22 protein-coding genes and 2 pseudogenes are annotated in these 15,619 nt (G+C 40.7%); 16 read left to right on the top strand and 8 right to left on the bottom strand.

Annotated features, from left to right (window positions below; all coding sequences use genetic code 11):
• Positions 1 to 62 precede the first annotated feature (62 nt).
• The 11 genes and pseudogenes from RGF10_RS01505 to RGF10_RS01455 all read left to right on the top strand — a co-directional run bounded on the left by RGF10_RS01505 (position 63) and on the right by RGF10_RS01455 (position 6,851).
• On the top strand, positions 63 to 527 hold the full coding sequence (locus RGF10_RS01505; protein ID WP_318506660.1) for a hypothetical protein: 465 nt from the start codon (positions 63 to 65) through the stop codon (positions 525 to 527).
• Positions 524 to 829, top strand: coding sequence for a hypothetical protein (locus tag RGF10_RS01500; RefSeq protein ID WP_318506658.1), 306 nt, complete (start codon positions 524 to 526; stop codon positions 827 to 829). The genes RGF10_RS01505 and RGF10_RS01500 overlap by 4 nt, the downstream gene beginning before the upstream one ends.
• Positions 810 to 1,721 (top strand): NosD domain-containing protein, encoded by a 912-nt coding sequence (locus RGF10_RS01495; RefSeq protein ID WP_318506656.1) that lies wholly within the window; start codon positions 810 to 812, stop codon positions 1,719 to 1,721. Before RGF10_RS01500 ends, RGF10_RS01495 begins: the two co-directional genes overlap by 20 nt.
• A 111-nt stretch (positions 1,722 to 1,832) precedes the next feature.
• Positions 1,833 to 2,630 carry an ABC transporter permease gene (locus RGF10_RS01490; RefSeq protein WP_318506654.1) on the top strand — a complete coding sequence of 266 codons (798 nt, stop codon included), beginning with the start codon at positions 1,833 to 1,835 and terminating at the stop codon, positions 2,628 to 2,630.
• A pseudogene (locus RGF10_RS23690) lies at positions 2,627 to 3,030 on the top strand (ATP-binding cassette domain-containing protein); the annotation flags it as partial. The gene RGF10_RS01490 and the pseudogene RGF10_RS23690, both read left to right, overlap by 4 nt.
• A complete protein-coding gene (locus RGF10_RS23685) occupies positions 3,016 to 3,273 on the top strand; it encodes an AAA family ATPase (protein ID WP_412176709.1) in 258 nt (85 codons plus the stop codon). The pseudogene RGF10_RS23690 and the gene RGF10_RS23685, both read left to right, overlap by 15 nt.
• Before the next feature lie 10 nt (positions 3,274 to 3,283).
• Entirely contained in the window at positions 3,284 to 3,430 is a 147-nt protein-coding gene (locus RGF10_RS01475; RefSeq protein ID WP_318506649.1) for a hypothetical protein, read from the top strand.
• A 49-nt stretch (positions 3,431 to 3,479) separates the two neighbouring features.
• Positions 3,480 to 4,190, top strand: a complete 711-nt coding sequence (locus RGF10_RS01470; protein ID WP_412176665.1) for a hypothetical protein — start codon at positions 3,480 to 3,482, stop codon at positions 4,188 to 4,190.
• A gap of 169 nt (positions 4,191 to 4,359) precedes the next feature.
• Positions 4,360 to 5,088 carry an ABC transporter ATP-binding protein gene (locus RGF10_RS01465; RefSeq protein ID WP_318506643.1) on the top strand — a complete coding sequence of 243 codons (729 nt, stop codon included), beginning with the start codon at positions 4,360 to 4,362 and terminating at the stop codon, positions 5,086 to 5,088.
• Positions 5,088 to 6,122 carry an ABC transporter permease gene (locus RGF10_RS01460; protein ID WP_318506641.1) on the top strand — a complete coding sequence of 345 codons (1,035 nt, stop codon included), beginning with the start codon at positions 5,088 to 5,090 and terminating at the stop codon, positions 6,120 to 6,122. The genes RGF10_RS01465 and RGF10_RS01460 overlap by 1 nt, the downstream gene beginning before the upstream one ends.
• Positions 6,123 to 6,200: 78 nt before the next feature.
• Positions 6,201 to 6,851, top strand: coding sequence for a TetR/AcrR family transcriptional regulator (locus RGF10_RS01455; RefSeq protein ID WP_318506638.1), 651 nt, complete (start codon positions 6,201 to 6,203; stop codon positions 6,849 to 6,851).
• A gap of 89 nt (positions 6,852 to 6,940) precedes the next feature.
• Here the strand turns inward: RGF10_RS01455 and RGF10_RS01450 are convergent, their stop codons facing one another.
• The 6 genes and pseudogenes from RGF10_RS01450 to RGF10_RS01425 form a co-directional block, all read right to left on the bottom strand.
• Entirely contained in the window at positions 6,941 to 7,159 is a 219-nt protein-coding gene (locus tag RGF10_RS01450; protein ID WP_318509290.1) for an HAD family hydrolase, read from the bottom strand.
• Between the two features lie 40 nt (positions 7,160 to 7,199).
• Positions 7,200 to 7,796: an HAD family hydrolase gene (locus RGF10_RS01445; protein WP_318506636.1), complete on the bottom strand. Its 597-nt coding sequence runs from the start codon at positions 7,794 to 7,796 to the stop codon at positions 7,200 to 7,202.
• Positions 7,797 to 7,877: 81 nt separating this feature from the next.
• Positions 7,878 to 8,540 (bottom strand): DNA alkylation repair protein, encoded by a 663-nt coding sequence (locus RGF10_RS01440; RefSeq protein WP_318506634.1) that lies wholly within the window; start codon positions 8,538 to 8,540, stop codon positions 7,878 to 7,880.
• 211 nt (positions 8,541 to 8,751) lie between these two features.
• Complete coding sequence (locus RGF10_RS01435) at positions 8,752 to 9,855, bottom strand: PRK06851 family protein (RefSeq protein WP_318506632.1); 1,104 nt, start codon at positions 9,853 to 9,855, stop codon at positions 8,752 to 8,754.
• A 234-nt stretch (positions 9,856 to 10,089) separates the two neighbouring features.
• Positions 10,090 to 10,565: pseudogene (gene ybaK / locus RGF10_RS01430) on the bottom strand (Cys-tRNA(Pro) deacylase).
• Positions 10,566 to 10,682: 117 nt separating this feature from the next.
• The gene (locus RGF10_RS01425; protein WP_318506629.1) at positions 10,683 to 11,027 is read right to left on the bottom strand and encodes a YckD family protein; all 345 of its coding nucleotides are present in this window, start codon (positions 11,025 to 11,027) and stop codon (positions 10,683 to 10,685) included.
• Positions 11,028 to 11,270: 243 nt separating this feature from the next.
• On the opposite strand from RGF10_RS01425, the gene RGF10_RS01420 reads away from it, so the two are divergent.
• Positions 11,271 to 11,519 (top strand): amino acid decarboxylase, encoded by a 249-nt coding sequence (locus RGF10_RS01420; protein WP_318506627.1) that lies wholly within the window; start codon positions 11,271 to 11,273, stop codon positions 11,517 to 11,519.
• Positions 11,520 to 11,532: 13 nt separating this feature from the next.
• Here the strand turns inward: RGF10_RS01420 and RGF10_RS01415 are convergent, their stop codons facing one another.
• The gene (locus RGF10_RS01415) at positions 11,533 to 12,222 is read right to left on the bottom strand and encodes a Crp/Fnr family transcriptional regulator (RefSeq protein ID WP_318506625.1); all 690 of its coding nucleotides are present in this window, start codon (positions 12,220 to 12,222) and stop codon (positions 11,533 to 11,535) included.
• A gap of 185 nt (positions 12,223 to 12,407) precedes the next feature.
• Here RGF10_RS01415 and RGF10_RS01410 point away from each other — a divergent pair, with 185 nt between their 5' ends.
• Positions 12,408 to 12,749, top strand: coding sequence for a cupin domain-containing protein (locus RGF10_RS01410; protein ID WP_318506623.1), 342 nt, complete (start codon positions 12,408 to 12,410; stop codon positions 12,747 to 12,749).
• Positions 12,750 to 12,990: 241 nt separating this feature from the next.
• Here the strand turns inward: RGF10_RS01410 and purU are convergent, their stop codons facing one another.
• Positions 12,991 to 13,890, bottom strand: a complete 900-nt coding sequence (gene purU / locus RGF10_RS01405) for a formyltetrahydrofolate deformylase (RefSeq protein WP_318506621.1) — start codon at positions 13,888 to 13,890, stop codon at positions 12,991 to 12,993.
• Positions 13,891 to 14,062: 172 nt separating this feature from the next.
• Here purU and RGF10_RS01400 point away from each other — a divergent pair, with 172 nt between their 5' ends.
• Genes RGF10_RS01400 through RGF10_RS01390 form a run of 3 tightly spaced genes read left to right on the top strand, consistent with a single transcriptional unit; the run spans position 14,063 to position 15,549 of the window.
• The gene (locus tag RGF10_RS01400; RefSeq protein WP_318506620.1) at positions 14,063 to 14,887 is read left to right on the top strand and encodes a sensor histidine kinase; all 825 of its coding nucleotides are present in this window, start codon (positions 14,063 to 14,065) and stop codon (positions 14,885 to 14,887) included.
• A 3-nt stretch (positions 14,888 to 14,890) separates the two neighbouring features.
• Positions 14,891 to 15,148, top strand: a complete 258-nt coding sequence (locus tag RGF10_RS01395; protein ID WP_318506619.1) for a response regulator — start codon at positions 14,891 to 14,893, stop codon at positions 15,146 to 15,148.
• A gap of 2 nt (positions 15,149 to 15,150) precedes the next feature.
• Positions 15,151 to 15,549, top strand: coding sequence for a response regulator transcription factor (locus RGF10_RS01390; protein ID WP_318506617.1), 399 nt, complete (start codon positions 15,151 to 15,153; stop codon positions 15,547 to 15,549).
• Positions 15,550 to 15,619: the final 70 nt, after the last annotated feature.

Below are 15,619 nucleotides of genomic sequence, written 5' to 3'. Positions count from 1 at the left end.
TGTCGTGTCAGCTTTGCTAATTGGCTCCTCCCTCTTCTTCCCATGGTGGAAGATGGAGTTTTATGCACCACAATATCCTGGAAGGATTATCAATTGTCGTATTTCCAGACAAGCTAGAAGGGCAAATTGATAATATTAATGCCTTGAACCACTACATTGGGATGAAGGGCTTTAGTGAAGCCAGCTTCCCCGAGCTTCAATACTTAACGTACCTTATTGGCGGCTTGGCTGTTCTCGTCCTAAGTGCAGCTTTCATTCGCAAAAAGGCTTATTTATATAGTGTCATTGGCCTATTCGTAATAGGTGGGACACTGGGGGTTTGGGACTTGCGGCGCTGGCTCGTAAGCTATGGAACAGAGCTTGACCCTAAAGCACCAATCGAGATGGAGCCGTTTATCCCACCAATGCTCGGAAAGAATATCGTTGCCAATTTTACGACACATAGCCTACTGCAACTGGGTTCGTATTTGATCATCATCGCCTTTTTGTTGCTCTTAATCCCGTTATGGAAGGAACGGCGCAAATGAAACAAACCCTGCTCACATTCTTGATGGTGTCATTGATTTTTATCGCTATCCCTCACAAAATAGCTGCAGCCGAAAATTTGCAGACAATCATTGACTCACTTGAAGAGGGAGCGGTTTTACAGCTTGACGATCAAACGTATGAAGGCAATCTCGTCATCGAAAAATCAATTAAAATCGTTGGGGCCAAACATACTGTCATTAAAGGGGATGGCACCTGGAAATGTGATTTCGGTGAAAGCTCCAAACGTCACCCTGCGCAACCTGACTGTGACAAACAGCTCGATGAATCGCAATTCTGCTGAGGAATACGCAGCCATCAAGCTGTACGAAAATGGCAATATTGTTGATTCCATTACGATCAACGATTCCTTTCACGGTATCTATTTAAGCCAGTCCCATCACAATACGATTCAAAACTGCACAATCACCGGACTTGGTTCCGGTCAAATTGCAAAGCAAGGAAACGGACTTCATATTTATTATTCAAATGACAACCTTTTGAAAAATAATCAAGTAAATGGCACTCGAGATGGAATGTACTTTGAATATGCAAACAACAACCAAATTTTTAATAACACCCTAAGCGAAACGCGCTACGGATTACATTTTATGTATTCTAATGACAATCATTTTAAACGAAATACCTTTACCTTTAATACGGGCGGTGCCGCGATTATGGAATCATCAGGCAACCGGCTCATGGATAATCAGTTTATTTTTAATTATGGTCATAAATCATTCGGTTTATTTCTACTCTCAGCCAATGAAACGGTCATTGAAGGTAATACCTTTCAGCTCAATCAACGTGGTTTATACGTAGACCAATCAACCAATAATTTATTTAAAAACAACACAATTGTAAACAATCAAATTGGCGTTGAGCTTTGGGCTAGCTCCAATAAACAAACCTTTACTTTAAATAAAATTCAGGACAATACGATTCCCGTGTTTGCACTAGGTGGACAGGGTGACAATCATTGGAGTGCAAACCATAAGGGGAACAATTGGGGAGATGCTTTTCCTGTGCTTGACCTAAATCAGGATGGAGTCGGGGACGAAGCCGTCACCTATCATTCGTCACTGCATGAGCTGATCGAAAACCAGGAACTAACCTATTTATTTTTAAAAAGTCCTGGCAATAGCGGTCTACGAAAAAATCAATCAATTTTTCAACCAATCCAAAACGATGTTTAAAGACCCTGCCCCATTGGTCGACCAAGAGCGCCCAACCAATCATTGGCTCTGGTTTATTTTGGGTGGCGCAGCTTCCGCAGGCTTTATTTTATTAAAAGGGAGATTTCCACTATGCATTATATTTGGAAGGAATGGAAGGAAAGCATAAGAGGAAAAGGATTTTGGTTCTCTTTAGCAATCATTGTGCTCGTTTCAATTAGTCTGTTGGTTTCCTCTTCCACGCTTTCCTTTGAGCATGGCTTCTTTGTCCTATTGATTAACCTATTTGATGCATTCGTGTATTTTATCCCGATTCTCTGCCTCTTTCTCGGAGCATTTGCTATTTTCCAAGAAAAAGAACAAAAGACATTAATCATGCTGTTAACGAAACGGGATAGCTATCCAAGCTTCTTGTTGAAAAAAAGCTTGGCGATTCATACAGTATTAATTGGCCCCATCTTCATTTGGTTTTTGGTATACTTAGTTCCTATTAAATTTATTTTTGAACTAAATTTTATCAGCTTTTCGACATTTTTAATTACGCTAGTTTGTTTATTACTCGTCTTCAGTCAAATTGGCATTTTTATTGGCAGCATCAGCAGTTCCAAAATGCAGATTATTGGATTTACGATCGCAATTTGGTTTTACTTTTTCTTTCTGCATGACTTTATTCTTTTATCCTTACTTTCCGATGTTACATACGAAAATGTGAAATGGTTTTCGAGTCTTTACTTTTTAAATCCAATTCAAGTAGCAAGAATATTCCTGGAATCCTCATTAGGTGTATACTCGTTTGAACACATGTCAAAGCTGTTAAAATCGTTTATGTGGATCAAGCCTGGGTTATTTTTACTGATTAATACATCGTTATTCATGATGATATCGTTTGGATTAGCCGTCATTTTCCATCGAAAGGAGGAGATAGAATGATCGAAGTACAGCATCTCTCTCAATCGTTTGGAAAGAAAATCGTATTAGACGACGTTCATCTCCATATTGGAAAAAATGAGGTTTGTGCGTTAGTCGGCCGAAATGGCGCAGGGAAATCCACGCTTATTAATAGCTTGCTCGGGTTGCTCCCGGTAAAAAAGGGATAATTAAAATAAAGGGGCGCGGTACATCGCTCAAGCAAAATGAAATAAGCTATCTGCCTGAAAAATTTATGTTGTATCCATCGTTAACTGGGCTTGAAAACATGCACTTTTTTGCAGAGGCGATAGCTAAGAAAATAGATCATAAGCGCATCGAACAACTGCTTACGTCCGTACGCCTATGGGACGATCGTCATGCACCGGTCAAAGGCTATTCAAAGGGGATGCTGCAGCGTTTAGGCTTAGCCATCACCTTATACCAAGACAGCGACATCTTGATTTTAGACGAACCAACTAGCGGAATTGATCCAATGGGTCGCAAAGAAATTTTAGAAGTATTAAAGTCTTTGAAGGATAAAACCATTCTGCTTTCCTCCCATCATCTCGATGAAATCAAGCAAGTATGTACGCATGTTGCTTTTATTGATAATAACAAATTAGAAAAGTACACCGTAGAACAATTTATACAGTTGAAGAGTTAGGAGGATAACGATGTTAAAAAAATGGATTGGCTTTATTTTACTAGGCTTAATCGTTCTGCTTGCAGGCTGCGGCGGGACCGGAGAAATTGGGAGGTTGGTTTCACCAAGCCACTCCAATATAAAAAAGGGCAAGAAACCCCAATTGAAATCAAAATAACGGAAGATGGTAACCGGTTACGGGTGTAAGCGCACGAGCCTTGTTTGAAATGACATCGATGGACCATGGCAGTATCAATCTTCGCCTTGAAGAAGTAGGAGATGGACTCTACACCGCAAAGGCTGAATTCACCATGTCAGGAAGTTACAATGTTACATTTACGTTAAAAAAGGAAGGTTATACAGTTGAAAAAATAATGGAAGTAGAGGTGGAAAAGGTGGAAGGCGTTGCCACGATTAATGGTAAGCCTATCACCGTTGACGAGCTAGATTTTTTCCGTTTTAACAACCAATTACAAATAGCTATCAACCGTGAAGCCGACCAGAAAAATTATTCGGGTGCAGAGCTTGAGTCGAGAATGGCCAACTGGGATTCCCAGGAGGAGCAGACCGAAAATGAAAATCAATTGTTAACCGAAGTTATTCGTCTCCGCTCTATGGCGCTGCTCGCTGAGGAAAAAGGCCATAAGGCAACATCTGAGGAAATAACCAGCGAGGTGGAAAGAACTCGCGCTAAGTACAAAAACTCTGCCATTGCCAAAACGATGCTAATCGAGTTTGGTGAGAAGCGTTTTTGGCAGCTTCAAAAAACCCATGCTCAATACATCGTTTTAACACAAAAGGTCCAAAAGGATATTGCTGAAAAGGTTAAACAGGAAAATCCAAATGTATCTGATCAGGAAATTTCCTTCCTATCTCAAAAGGAATACGAAGAGCTCCTCGTCTCCCAGGTTAGCTCCTTGGACATCGTGATTTTATAGTTTATTGAGGTCTCTAGCTCAGTGCGAGGGACCTTTTTGGTTTGATTGGCTATCTTTGTCAAAATTTACAAAGTGAGTGATTACTCACTTTACAAATTACATATAATCAAATAATATTACAGTGAGTAATCACTCATTACCTAACTTAACCTAATCGAGGTGACAACGAATGAGTAAACAAGATTCTATTGTTTCGATTTCCAACGTGTCCAAATCATTTGGTAAACAGCAAGTACTAAAAGAAATAAACTTAGACATCAAAAAGGGCGAAATTTTTGGCTTTCTTGGACCATCGGGTGCTGGAAAAACAACGCTAGTAAAAGAATTGGCTGGGCTCGATACGCCAACAAGCGGTGAGAATTATGTGTTTAATCAAAAAATGCCCTCGCTCGCGCTAATGGAACGAATTGGCTATATGGCACAATCTGATGCCCTTTATGGTGAGCTGTCAGCAAAAGAAAACCTGCAATTTTTTTCCTCCCTTTATGGAATGAAAGGAAAACAGCAGGAAGCTCGCATAAAAGAGGTCATGCAAATCGTCAACTTGCACGATGATATAAATAAACTAGTTTTCAATTATTCAGGGGGAATGAAACGCCGACTCTCCCTTGCCGCAGCTTTGCTCCATGAGCCTGAGCTCCTCATTCTAGATGAGCCAACCGTCGGGATTGACCCTGTGTTACGTAAAAGTATTTGGGATAGCTTTTACGAGCTCAATAAAACAGGCGTAACAATCATTATCACAACCCATGTAATGGATGAAGCTGAGAAATGTCATCGGCTCGGAATGATTCGCGACGGTCAATTAATTGCCGTTGGAACAGCAGAGGAACTAAAGAGCAACACAGGTACAACCTCAATCGAAGGGGCATTTCTTGCTTACGGAGGTGCAAACTAATGAGAATAAAAGCGTTAGTCATTCGGATACTGCGCCAAATTATCAGGGATAAGCGAACGATGGCCTTAATGATAATGGCTCCTATCTTAATTTTAACCATGATGAACTTAGTCTTTAACGGCAACGATTATCTTCCGAAAGTGGGGCTCGTAAATATACCAGAGCCCATCCAACAACAGCTCAATCTCGATGATGCAGACATTACAGAATACGATTCATCCACACAAGCAATACAAGCGATAGAGAATCGCGATATTGATGGTTTTATTGAAATGAAACAGGGGGCTGCAGCCATTACACTTGAGGGTAGTGATCCTTCCGTAAACGGTGCTGTGATGAAATGGGTGCAGGCAGCCTTCAAGCCGCTCCAAGCCCAAGCTCAAGCTCAAACTGCAGAACCTGAGGTTACTTATTTTCATGGTGGCGAGGATATGGGGCAATTTGATTATTTTGGACCTGTTCTACTTGGGTTCTTTGTTTTCTTTTTCGTCTTTTTAATCGCCGGAGTTTCCTTTCTTAGAGAGCGGACAAGCGGAACGCTCGAGCGGTTGCTTTCTAGCCCACTAAGAAAATGGGAAATCGTTATTGGCTATGTACTTGGATTTGGAATCTTTACGATGCTCCAAGCAACGATCATCGCTGCGTATGCGATCTATGTTTTAGACATGCAAATGGTCGGGACGTTTTGGTACGTGCTGCTGATTATCCTGCTGCTGTCAATGTCAGCTCTTACGCTTGGAACCTTGCTTTCGGCATTTGCTAATAATGAGCTGCAAATGATACAGTTTATTCCACTGGTTGTTGTCCCACAAATCTTCTTCTCAGGTTTGTTTAATTTGGAGACTATTACTGAGTGGCTAAGCTGGATTGGCGTCGTTACACCGCTTTATTACGCGGCTAATGCACTCCGTGATGTGATGGTCCGCGGGCTAGGCTTTGAGATGATCTATCCTGATTTGCTGATATTGGCAGGTTTTTCACTCCTATTTATTACCTTAAATATTTTAGCACTAAGGAAGTATCGTAAGGTTTAAAGACAGTCTCTGTTGGTTAAGCACAAATCAATAGCATCTTTAAAATAAAACAAATATCCGGTTTTGAAGGAGTGCGTGATGGAAGACCAAGATTTATTATTGAAGCAATGGTTTGAGGATGCAGATGATTTAACCGAAAAGCAAAAACAAATCCTTCTCGCAGCCATCGATTCTTTTTCTGAAAAGGGGTATGCGGCTACTTCGACCAGTGAGATTGCCAAAAAAGCCGGAGTTGCTGAAGGCACGATTTTTCGCCATTATAAAACGAAAAAGGAATTGCTGCTGGCGATTGTTGCCCCAACAATGGCAAAGTTTCTGGCTCCATTTATCATTAAGGATATAAGCAAGGTCTTAAATACGAATTATGGATGCTATGAAGATTTCCTGCGGGCAATGATTGAAAATCGCCGCGACTTTCTACAGCAAAACCTTTCCTTATTTAAAATCATGCTGCAAGAGCTCCCATTTCAGCCTGAGCTGCAGACGCAATTTAAAACGCATATTCTGCCACAAGTATATGACCGAGTTAAAATACTAATTGAGCATTATCAAGCCCGAGGAGAGATCATCGAGGTTCCAGCCTATACAATCGTACGGCTAATTGCTTCAACGATTTTTGGCTTTTTAATCGGTCGTTATTTACTCTTCCTGGAGCTTGAATGGGATGATGAGTTGGAGATTGAACGAACGATTCAATTTATTATGCATGGGTTAGCACAAAAGGAGTAGAGACGATGATGTCTTTACTCCTTTTTTCTGCGTTTATTTTAGAGGGCAGACCGCTACCTTGTTTCACATGAAACAAGTTGGTTGGAATTCTACAAACTTAATGCTTCTATGATCGCTTTTCCAACTCCGTCCTCATCGTTTCGTGAGGTTACAAAGTCACATTGGGCCTTTACATGCTCTGCAGCATTTCCCATTGCAACAGAGCGCCCAACACGGCTCAGCATGGATAAGTCATTATCGTTATCTCCAATTGCCATCGTTTCTTTAAGTGAAATGCCTTTTTGTTTTACAAATTGCTCTAATGCGATTCCTTTTTGGGCTGACTGAGAGGTGATTTCTAAATTTCCATCACCTGGAGGAGCTTACAGCTAGTTCCGTTAATTGACTAAGTCTTTCACGTGCATTCGAAAGCTCAGCTAAATCAGGTGAAAAGGCAAGTAATTTATATATTTGATTGCTTGCAAAAATTTCGTGGTAATCCTCTAAAAAATGAACAAAGCCCGAATCGACCCGTTCCTTCGCGAATGCTTCGACCTCTTCCTCAGAAAACTGATGATTGGCACTTGTAAACACATCAAGCATCACCGAAATAGCCTGGTCTATGTCATTCGTGAATGCTCCTTTGTCTGTGTATACTTCAAAATAAACATCATGATACGCGAGTATCTCTGCAGCCTGAACTGCTAATTCCTGTGGCAAAGGTTGGCTGGCAACAATCTCACCATCTGCGGACCGAACTTCAGCTCCGTTTACGCAAATCACCGGACAGCTGATCCCGGCTTGCACTAAGGCAAATTGCGCTTCCTGAAATGAGCGTCCTGTGGCTACGACAAATTCTACGCCGTTTTCTTGAGCTTGCTTGATCGCTTGTATATTTTTCTCAGAGATGTTTGCATTTCCAGTCAAAAGTGTCCCGTCCATATCACTTGCGATGCATTTAATCATATGTGTTAGCTCCTTTGTCTTGATGTATATTTTTAAGTGTCTAGTATCGTAGCCATTTTAACATGAACTGCTGAAGAAAGCTTATGTAAGGTATTTTGAGCCTTCACGCATACTAAGCGGCATTAGCGGATTTTCCAATATAAACTGCTTTACTGACTCGCGGTTCGTTTTTGAATACTCCCGCAATGCCCAGCCAATCGCCTTTTGAATGAAAAATTCTTTGCTGGTTGCATTGATTAAAATAAAGCGGTAAAGGAGCGCTTCATCGGTTGCGCTTTTATACTTGAGCTGGAACAGAATGGCCGCTCGACGCAGCCACATATTTTCATGGTGAGCCCAGCCTCCAATAAAGTCCTGAATAACTGATTTTTCTCGTAACGCAATGCTTCCAACTGGCTTTGGTGCTAACACATCAACCGTATCCCACCATGATTTGGTCAAAATCAACCTCTCTAACAATACCAGTTGTTCTTTCGTCAGCTGCTTGTCTTTTTTTACAAGATAATCTAGAGCAATATATTGATATTCTCGTTCCGGTAATTTCCATAGGTCTAACACGAACATTTCATCAAATGGTTCCTTTGCAACGTTGAGCTTCTGAAAAACCTCTTTTGTCAGAGCCCTGCGTTCAGGAGATTTTATCCCAAGGTACGGAAAATGATTTTTCATATATTGTTCCATCGGTTTCGCCAATTCTTGATTACGGTGTTTCTCAAACACATCTACGACAAATTCTATATCCATCTTGTTTTACTCCTTTTTTAATAGCTTTGTTAAATTTGTCTGTTGATTGCTGCGAGAGGTGCTCGCTTTCCGCACCAATCAACAGGGCGCTTAATATTGTTATCTTTGAATTGGTTATGAATCCATCTCATTATGTATTTTAAGTCCAATTCTGAGTAGGAATTGGACTGATCGTGATCACTAGACTCTTAAAAGGATGAGGTCCCTTTCATTAGTCTATCATATTAAGCAGCTGTGCCTTGATTTCGGCTGTGATTCTGGAAATCTCTTCGAAGTCCATCGCTGGGCGATACACGGCCTCTAGCTCATCATGAAACGCTTTAGCTTGAGCTAAATAGGAAATAGCCTCTTCCATTTTCGCTTTGTAGCGCGCGGAGATTTCCGTAATTTCCACGTGGAATTTTTCATCAGTCCCTGGGGTTATAAACCTATCATACATATCGATAATTTCATCCCCATCACGACTTGGGAAATATTCATGTGGTGCCGTACTATCGAAAATTGCAAAACCTAATTTACGCACAATCACCATATCCAAACTGTTTGGATCAAAGCCGCAATGGTATACTTCGACTTCTAGACCATTTTGCTCAGCATGAGCAACTAGCTTTTTCAGCAAGGTCGATTTTCCTGAGCCTGGGCGACCTTTAATAAAATAACGCTTTGGTAGCCCTTCGGTTAAGTTTTGGACATAATCGACCGCACCGATTGGAGTGGCAGCCCCTAAAAAGCGATGCCAGACTGGCGCCTTCTCAACACTACTACCACTCGCTCCTCCCTCTCCAAAAAGCTTGCTCGTTAGCTCAATCGTAAATTGATTTACTTTTTCAAAATCCATGTTTTCAATATAGATTTTTTCCCACTCATCATGAACCCTCAGTGCTTCACCAAAGAGACTATATGCTGTATGAAATGCAGTACTACTTTTGTTTGTCAGCTCCAAAATGCGGTCTTTAAGAGGTGCAAGCTTTGCAGTGTCCCATGCAACTCCTAGGTTTACATACTCTTCAATTGCACCAGGTGCTTTTGGTTCTATGACATGGGGGGCCGTGCCGTCGACGATTCCTGCTTTTATGGCTGGGATGATGACCCCATCGATGGAGCTGTTATCCGAAGAACAATGTAAATATTCGATATGATAGCCTTTTTCAGTGAAGGCATTGCCGACATCTTTCATCAATGTTGATTTACCCGTTCCGGGTCCGCCTTTTAATATGAACAGCTTATTTAAATTCTGAAGATTTGACTCGTACAAGCTATAAAAGCCTCTTGCTGTATTGCCGCCTGCGTAATAATTTAATATCTTACCCGCCAACTTCGACACTCCCTTATTGTTAGAAGTACTTACACTTTTTTACTTTATGCAAGCCACTTTTCATAGGTGAATGCCCAAACTGTCAGATTTTTTTACAATACGCTTTTAAATTTGTCTGTTGATTTTCGCTCCAGGTGCTCGCCTGCCGCTCCAATCAACAGATTTCTTAAAAATCAACACCATTCTTTAACAAAAAACACCCCTCAACATTGAGGAGCATTTATCTTTGACTATTTATTTCACTAAATCAACCATCTCTGCGGAAGTGAGCTGTTGTAGGCTCGTAACGTCCAATTCAATTTGCATGCCGATTTTGCCACCGCTGACAATCATTGTTTCTAGCTCGAGAGCACTCGATTCGATGTAGGTTGGGTACTGCTTTTTCATCCCAATCGGAGAGCACCCGCCACGAATATATCCAGTCAGGGCTTGAATATCTTTCACTGCCACCATTTCAACCTTTTTTCTCCAGCAGCCTTTGCTGCCTTTTTCAAATCTAGTTCTTTCTCAACTGGAATCACAAACACATAAATATTTTTAATAGCCCCTTTGGCGACGAGCGTTTTATAGACCATCATGACATCTTTGTTTATTTTTTGGGCAACAGAAACGCCATCGATTTTTCCATCTTTATTTTCATAGTGATATTGTTGATAGTTAACCTTGTGTGAATCAAGGATTCGCATTGCATTTGTTTTTGCCTGCGCCATATTTCCGCACCTTCCTTCAATTTAACAGTATAGCGAATTTCATTCAGGTAGCAAACTGAAAAAGTGCGTGCTGTTACATATATGAAAAGAGCTCAGTCAACGTGACTGAGCTCTTCCTTATTCAGACTTTTCCGCTTTAGGGCTTTTCATCGGATGGCGTGGCATCATGAACCCATTTTGCTCCATCATTTCATAATGCTTTTCAAAGTGAGCAATCATCATTTGCCCTTTTTCCTCTTCAATTACGCCGAATTCGACGTACTTCTGAATCATTTCTTTCTTTTTCTCAAGAATGTCTTTATGTAGCTGAGCCAATTCTGTTTTCTGCTGTTCTGTTAATTGAACCTGTGGCTGTGCAGGCTGAGCTGGCTTATTCATTTCAGTCTTTTGTCCATAAGCTACCGAAAATAAAGTTGATGATAAGAGTAGAGTGACCATCATACTCCACATAAATTTGCGCATTTTGCATCCTCCTTTTTAATTGGTCAGCTTATTGTTTTCCATTAAAAGGGCATTTATGTGCGATTTTCCAAAAAATCTTTCAAACCTGCAATTGATTTATATCAATGATTTAGATTTTGAATGATTATATAAATAAAATAACAGTCTCTGTTAAAATGGTCTGTTGATTGCAGCGAGATGTGCTCAAATGAATAGAGTACTTAAAAATCAACAACATTCTTTAATAAAAGGAGTTTGATTTATATGCTGGAAATACAAAAAGAAGGAATCCGAATGATCATAGATGTTCGTGAAATGGTGAAAAAAGGGCTGCATCCGCGTCAAGAAATTATCAATGCTGTTCAGAAGGCACCAAAAGGAACCGTGTTTGAAATTCACCTGCCACACCCAGGACAGCCGCTCGTTGCTGCGTTCGAACAGTTAGGGCTCGATTGCGTGATAAACGAGCTTGGACCAGGACATTACCGCCTGTTAACATTAAAAATGAATTAAGGGAAATTGCGGGTTAATAACCTGCAATTTCCCTTAATTTATCTATAGAAACTAACTCGATCCCTTTTCGACCCTTAAGCTTCAAAACTTTCATTGATTGCAACGAAACTAATTTCCGGCTGAGTGTTTCTGGCGTCGTGCCAATAAGTGAGGCAAAATCCTTTTTGGATACTGGAAGCTCAAACTGGGTTGCTTGCTCTTTTTCATAAAAAGAAACCAGTGCTTTCGCAAGGCGCCGTTCCACCTCCATCAAGCTGATTGCCCCAATCCACTCATCCGCCGCCTTCAGTCTTTCACTTAACACCATCATATACTTCATCGCAATATTTGGACTCCGTTCAAGAATGGCGCGGAAATCCTCCTTGTGAATCATACAAACAGCAGATTCCTCCAACACTTCTGCATGAGCATAATGCTGTTTCTTTTCCAGAAGGGCGTATTGACCGAAAAAGTCACCTGGGAACAGAAGCCGAATAATCTGCTCCTTCCCATCATCAGAAAATTTCGATACCTTAACGAGCCCTTTATGAACAATATAAAGCGATTCCGACGGCTCGCCCTCCTGAAAAATAAACTCGCCCTTACGAAAGGTTTGACTGACCACAGCTTGGTGTATTTGGCATATTTCCTCATCATTTAATCCTTTAAAAATAGGGACATTTCGGACACACGACCCGCTTGGTGTATGGCAAAGGCAGTTCATCAACTCACCTCATAAAAAATCATTTTCTCCTATCTTAACCGATTTTTGTTAAAAAAATAGTGCACTATATCACCATAGAGGCGAACAAAAATATGGCACTTGATGTAAATCAAGGTTTGTTTCTGTGAAAATGATTATCATTTAACTATAAGGTGAAACACAACACTAGTTGGAGGGATTTTATTATGGAAAAAAAATCAGTAGAAAATGCAATCGAATATAGCAATGAGCGCTTTACAAAACGTATTTTGTTTCAAAAAGGGGAGAGCACGGCATTTGTACTGAACTTTAGGCCAGGGCAGGCTTTACCAACCCATAAACATCCGGGAACAGAAGTTTATTTGCTCGTTCTTTGTGGCAGCGGAACGTTTACGATTAACGGAGAAGATACCGAAGTGACCAGGAATGACGTCGTCCATAGCTCAGGGGATGAGGATTTGGCATTCAAGAACACCGGAACTGAGCCTGTTAGCCTCTATGTGATGCTAAACAAAGTTCCAGACGAACGTTATGTGCAAAATATCTAGATTTCTATTATAAATTGGTATCGTCTGAATCAAAAAGGAATGGAAGTTTGTTTATCGGCCTTATTTCGAAATTTATCGGCCCTATTTTTATTTTATCGACCTTATTTCATAATTTACCGACCTTATTTTGATATTTATCGGCCAAAGTAGATAATGTCACAACCGTTACCTGCCTTAGGACTTCCATTTTCAAAAAGGAAACAGGCTGACTCCCAACAGAGTCAGCCTGATCTCATTTCGTTTAAAACACAATCGTTTTATTTCCATCGACGATGATTCGGTCTTCTAAATGCCAGCGCACGGCACGCGCTAGCACGCTGCGTTCAATGGAACGACCGATTTTTTTCAAATCCTCGATTTGATCACGATGATCAACCCGCATAATGTCCTGCTCAATGATTGGTCCTTCATCTAAATCATTGGTGACGTAATGACTGGTTGCTCCTATCAGCTTCACGCCACGCTGATAAGCTCGATCATATGGGCGTGCGCCCACAAATGCCGGTAAGAAGGAATGGTGGATATTAATAATTCGGAATGGATTAGCTGCTACAAAGGAAGGCGTTAAAATTTGCATATAACGCGCCAGAATAATCGCGTCTACCCCATACTCGGCGAGTAACTGGAGCTGCTTCTGTTCCACCTCAGCCCGATTCTCTTTGCTAGCAGGAATATAATAGAAGGGGATGCCTAATCCTTCAGTTATTTCCCGGGAATCCTCGTGATTGCTGACAACAAGAGCAATCTCGGTCATTAAATCACCGCTTTGCCACTCCCATAATAATTCACGTAAGCAGTGAAGCTCCTTTGATACAAAAATCGCAATTTTTTTGATCTCCGAAACGATTGAAAGCTTCCAATCCATGTTGAATGATTCTGCAATCAACTCAAATTGACTAGTCAGTTCCTCTTTTTTTGCCTTTAAGCCTGGGCATTCAAACTCGATTCGAAAGAAGAAATGTCCACCTTCAGGATTTGTCGAGTATTGACTCGATTCAATGATGTTGGCGTTATGATCAAATAGGAATTTGGAAACCGCTGCGACGATTCCTGGTTGATCGGGACATTTAATCAGCAAGCGTCCACGATTTTTTTGCTCTTCTTTATACTGGTTTATTTTATCAAAAACGTCTCGACTCATAGACAATCCTCTTTTTCACTTTTTAGTTCACATTATAATCTAGTATAGCCCGCTTTTAAATAATATTTCAAAAAATCATACATATGGAGACGTTTAGCTTTTAATGATATACTGAAAGCGACAAAATCTAACAAACTATTCTGAATTAATATCAATTATCGAGGGGTTTAACATGTCCTATTCTTTTATTAAATGGTCGATATTACTTTCACCGGCGCTAATGGTTGGAGTGTGGGAGTATGTGCGACATGAATTTTTACTCCCATATATTTCAATGGATGCAGGGAACTGGCTCGCACCGCTGTTTGTTTTTATTTTTACATTAGGATTTTCTACGCCACTATTCAAAAAACTGGAAAGAATGCAGGATGAGCTTAACCAGGAACGTGCCAACAAGGCGATGATGGAGGAACGTCAGAGTATTTCCCAGGATTTGCACGACGGAATCTCACAATCCCTCTTTTTACTATCGGTCAAAGTCAATAAACTAGAGAAGCATGTAACTGGAAATGAGTTAGAGCAGGTAAATAAAATTAAGCAAACGGTTCAGCACATTTATGAAGACATTCGTACCTCGATTCAAACGTTGCGGACTCCGCCGCAGGAGATTGAGCAAATCTATTTATATCAATCATTAAAGAGCTTGTTAAAGGAAATAAAAACAGAAACGAATATTCAAGTTCACCTTGATTGGGATTTTCCAGAGAGGGCACTGACATATAAAGAGAAACAGGAGCTTTTGTCGATTATGAAAGAGGCGCTAATGAATGTCCGTAAGCATTCCGACTGTTCCAATCTTTATATTTCTGCACAGGAAAAGGACTTCAAATTAACTTGTACGATTAAGGATGATGGGGTAGGCTATGTCCCGCAAGAAAGCAGACAAAGCCACCACGGGATAAAAATTATGAATGAACGAGCCCGCAGGATAGGCTGGCTGCTTGGAATCGAATCCAATCATTCTGGAACCGTCCTTTCGATTGTAAAAGGGGGATAGGCGATGATTGAGACAAAGATTACGAAGGTTTTGGTAGTGGATGACCATGCCCATGCTCGAGAGGCAATCCGTGAGCAATTGAGTGAGTATGAGGATTTTACGATTATTGGTGAGGCGACAAGTGGGGAAGAAGCGATATTCTTAGCCGATGAGCTTGGGCCCGATCTCATCCTAATGGATATTAATATGCCTGGATTAGACGGCTTAAAGACAACGAGGCTCATTAAGGAAAAGCACCCCAGATCATCATTGTCATCTTGACGGTGTCAGAGGATAGCACTCATTTATTTGAAGCGTTAAAACAAGGGGCTCAAGGTTTTTTAATCAAAAAGGTAAACCCTGGGGATTGGTATCCGTATTTAAAATCGGTCGTTTCGGATCATATTCCGGTTTCCTGTGAGTTTGTGAATGAAGTCATTCAGACGATTTCCAGTCATCCGAAAAAACAGACAAGTCATGCAAGTAATCCGCTGTCCCAAAGAGAGATGGAAATACTGAAATTAGTAGCAAAGGGCTATACGAATAAGGAGATTTCAAATATGATTTTTATCTCGGAATATACGGTGAAGAATCATATGAAAAATATTACGAAAAAGCTAGATATCAAAAATCGGGTTCAGCTTACGCGTTTTGCTATCGATAATGGCTGGATTGAAGCGTAAACAAAAACAGAGACTTATCAATCGAGTCTCTGTTTTTTCTTTGCAGTAGGAAGCTTCCTATCCGCTCATC

It is taken from the genome of Bacillus sp. T3, from assembly GCF_033449965.1.
In the GTDB taxonomy this organism is placed as follows: Bacteria; Bacillota; Bacilli; order Bacillales; family Cytobacillaceae; genus Bacillus_BU.
The sequence above is the reverse complement of the archived record's forward strand: the minus strand, read 5'-3'. Positions and strand labels throughout refer to the sequence as shown.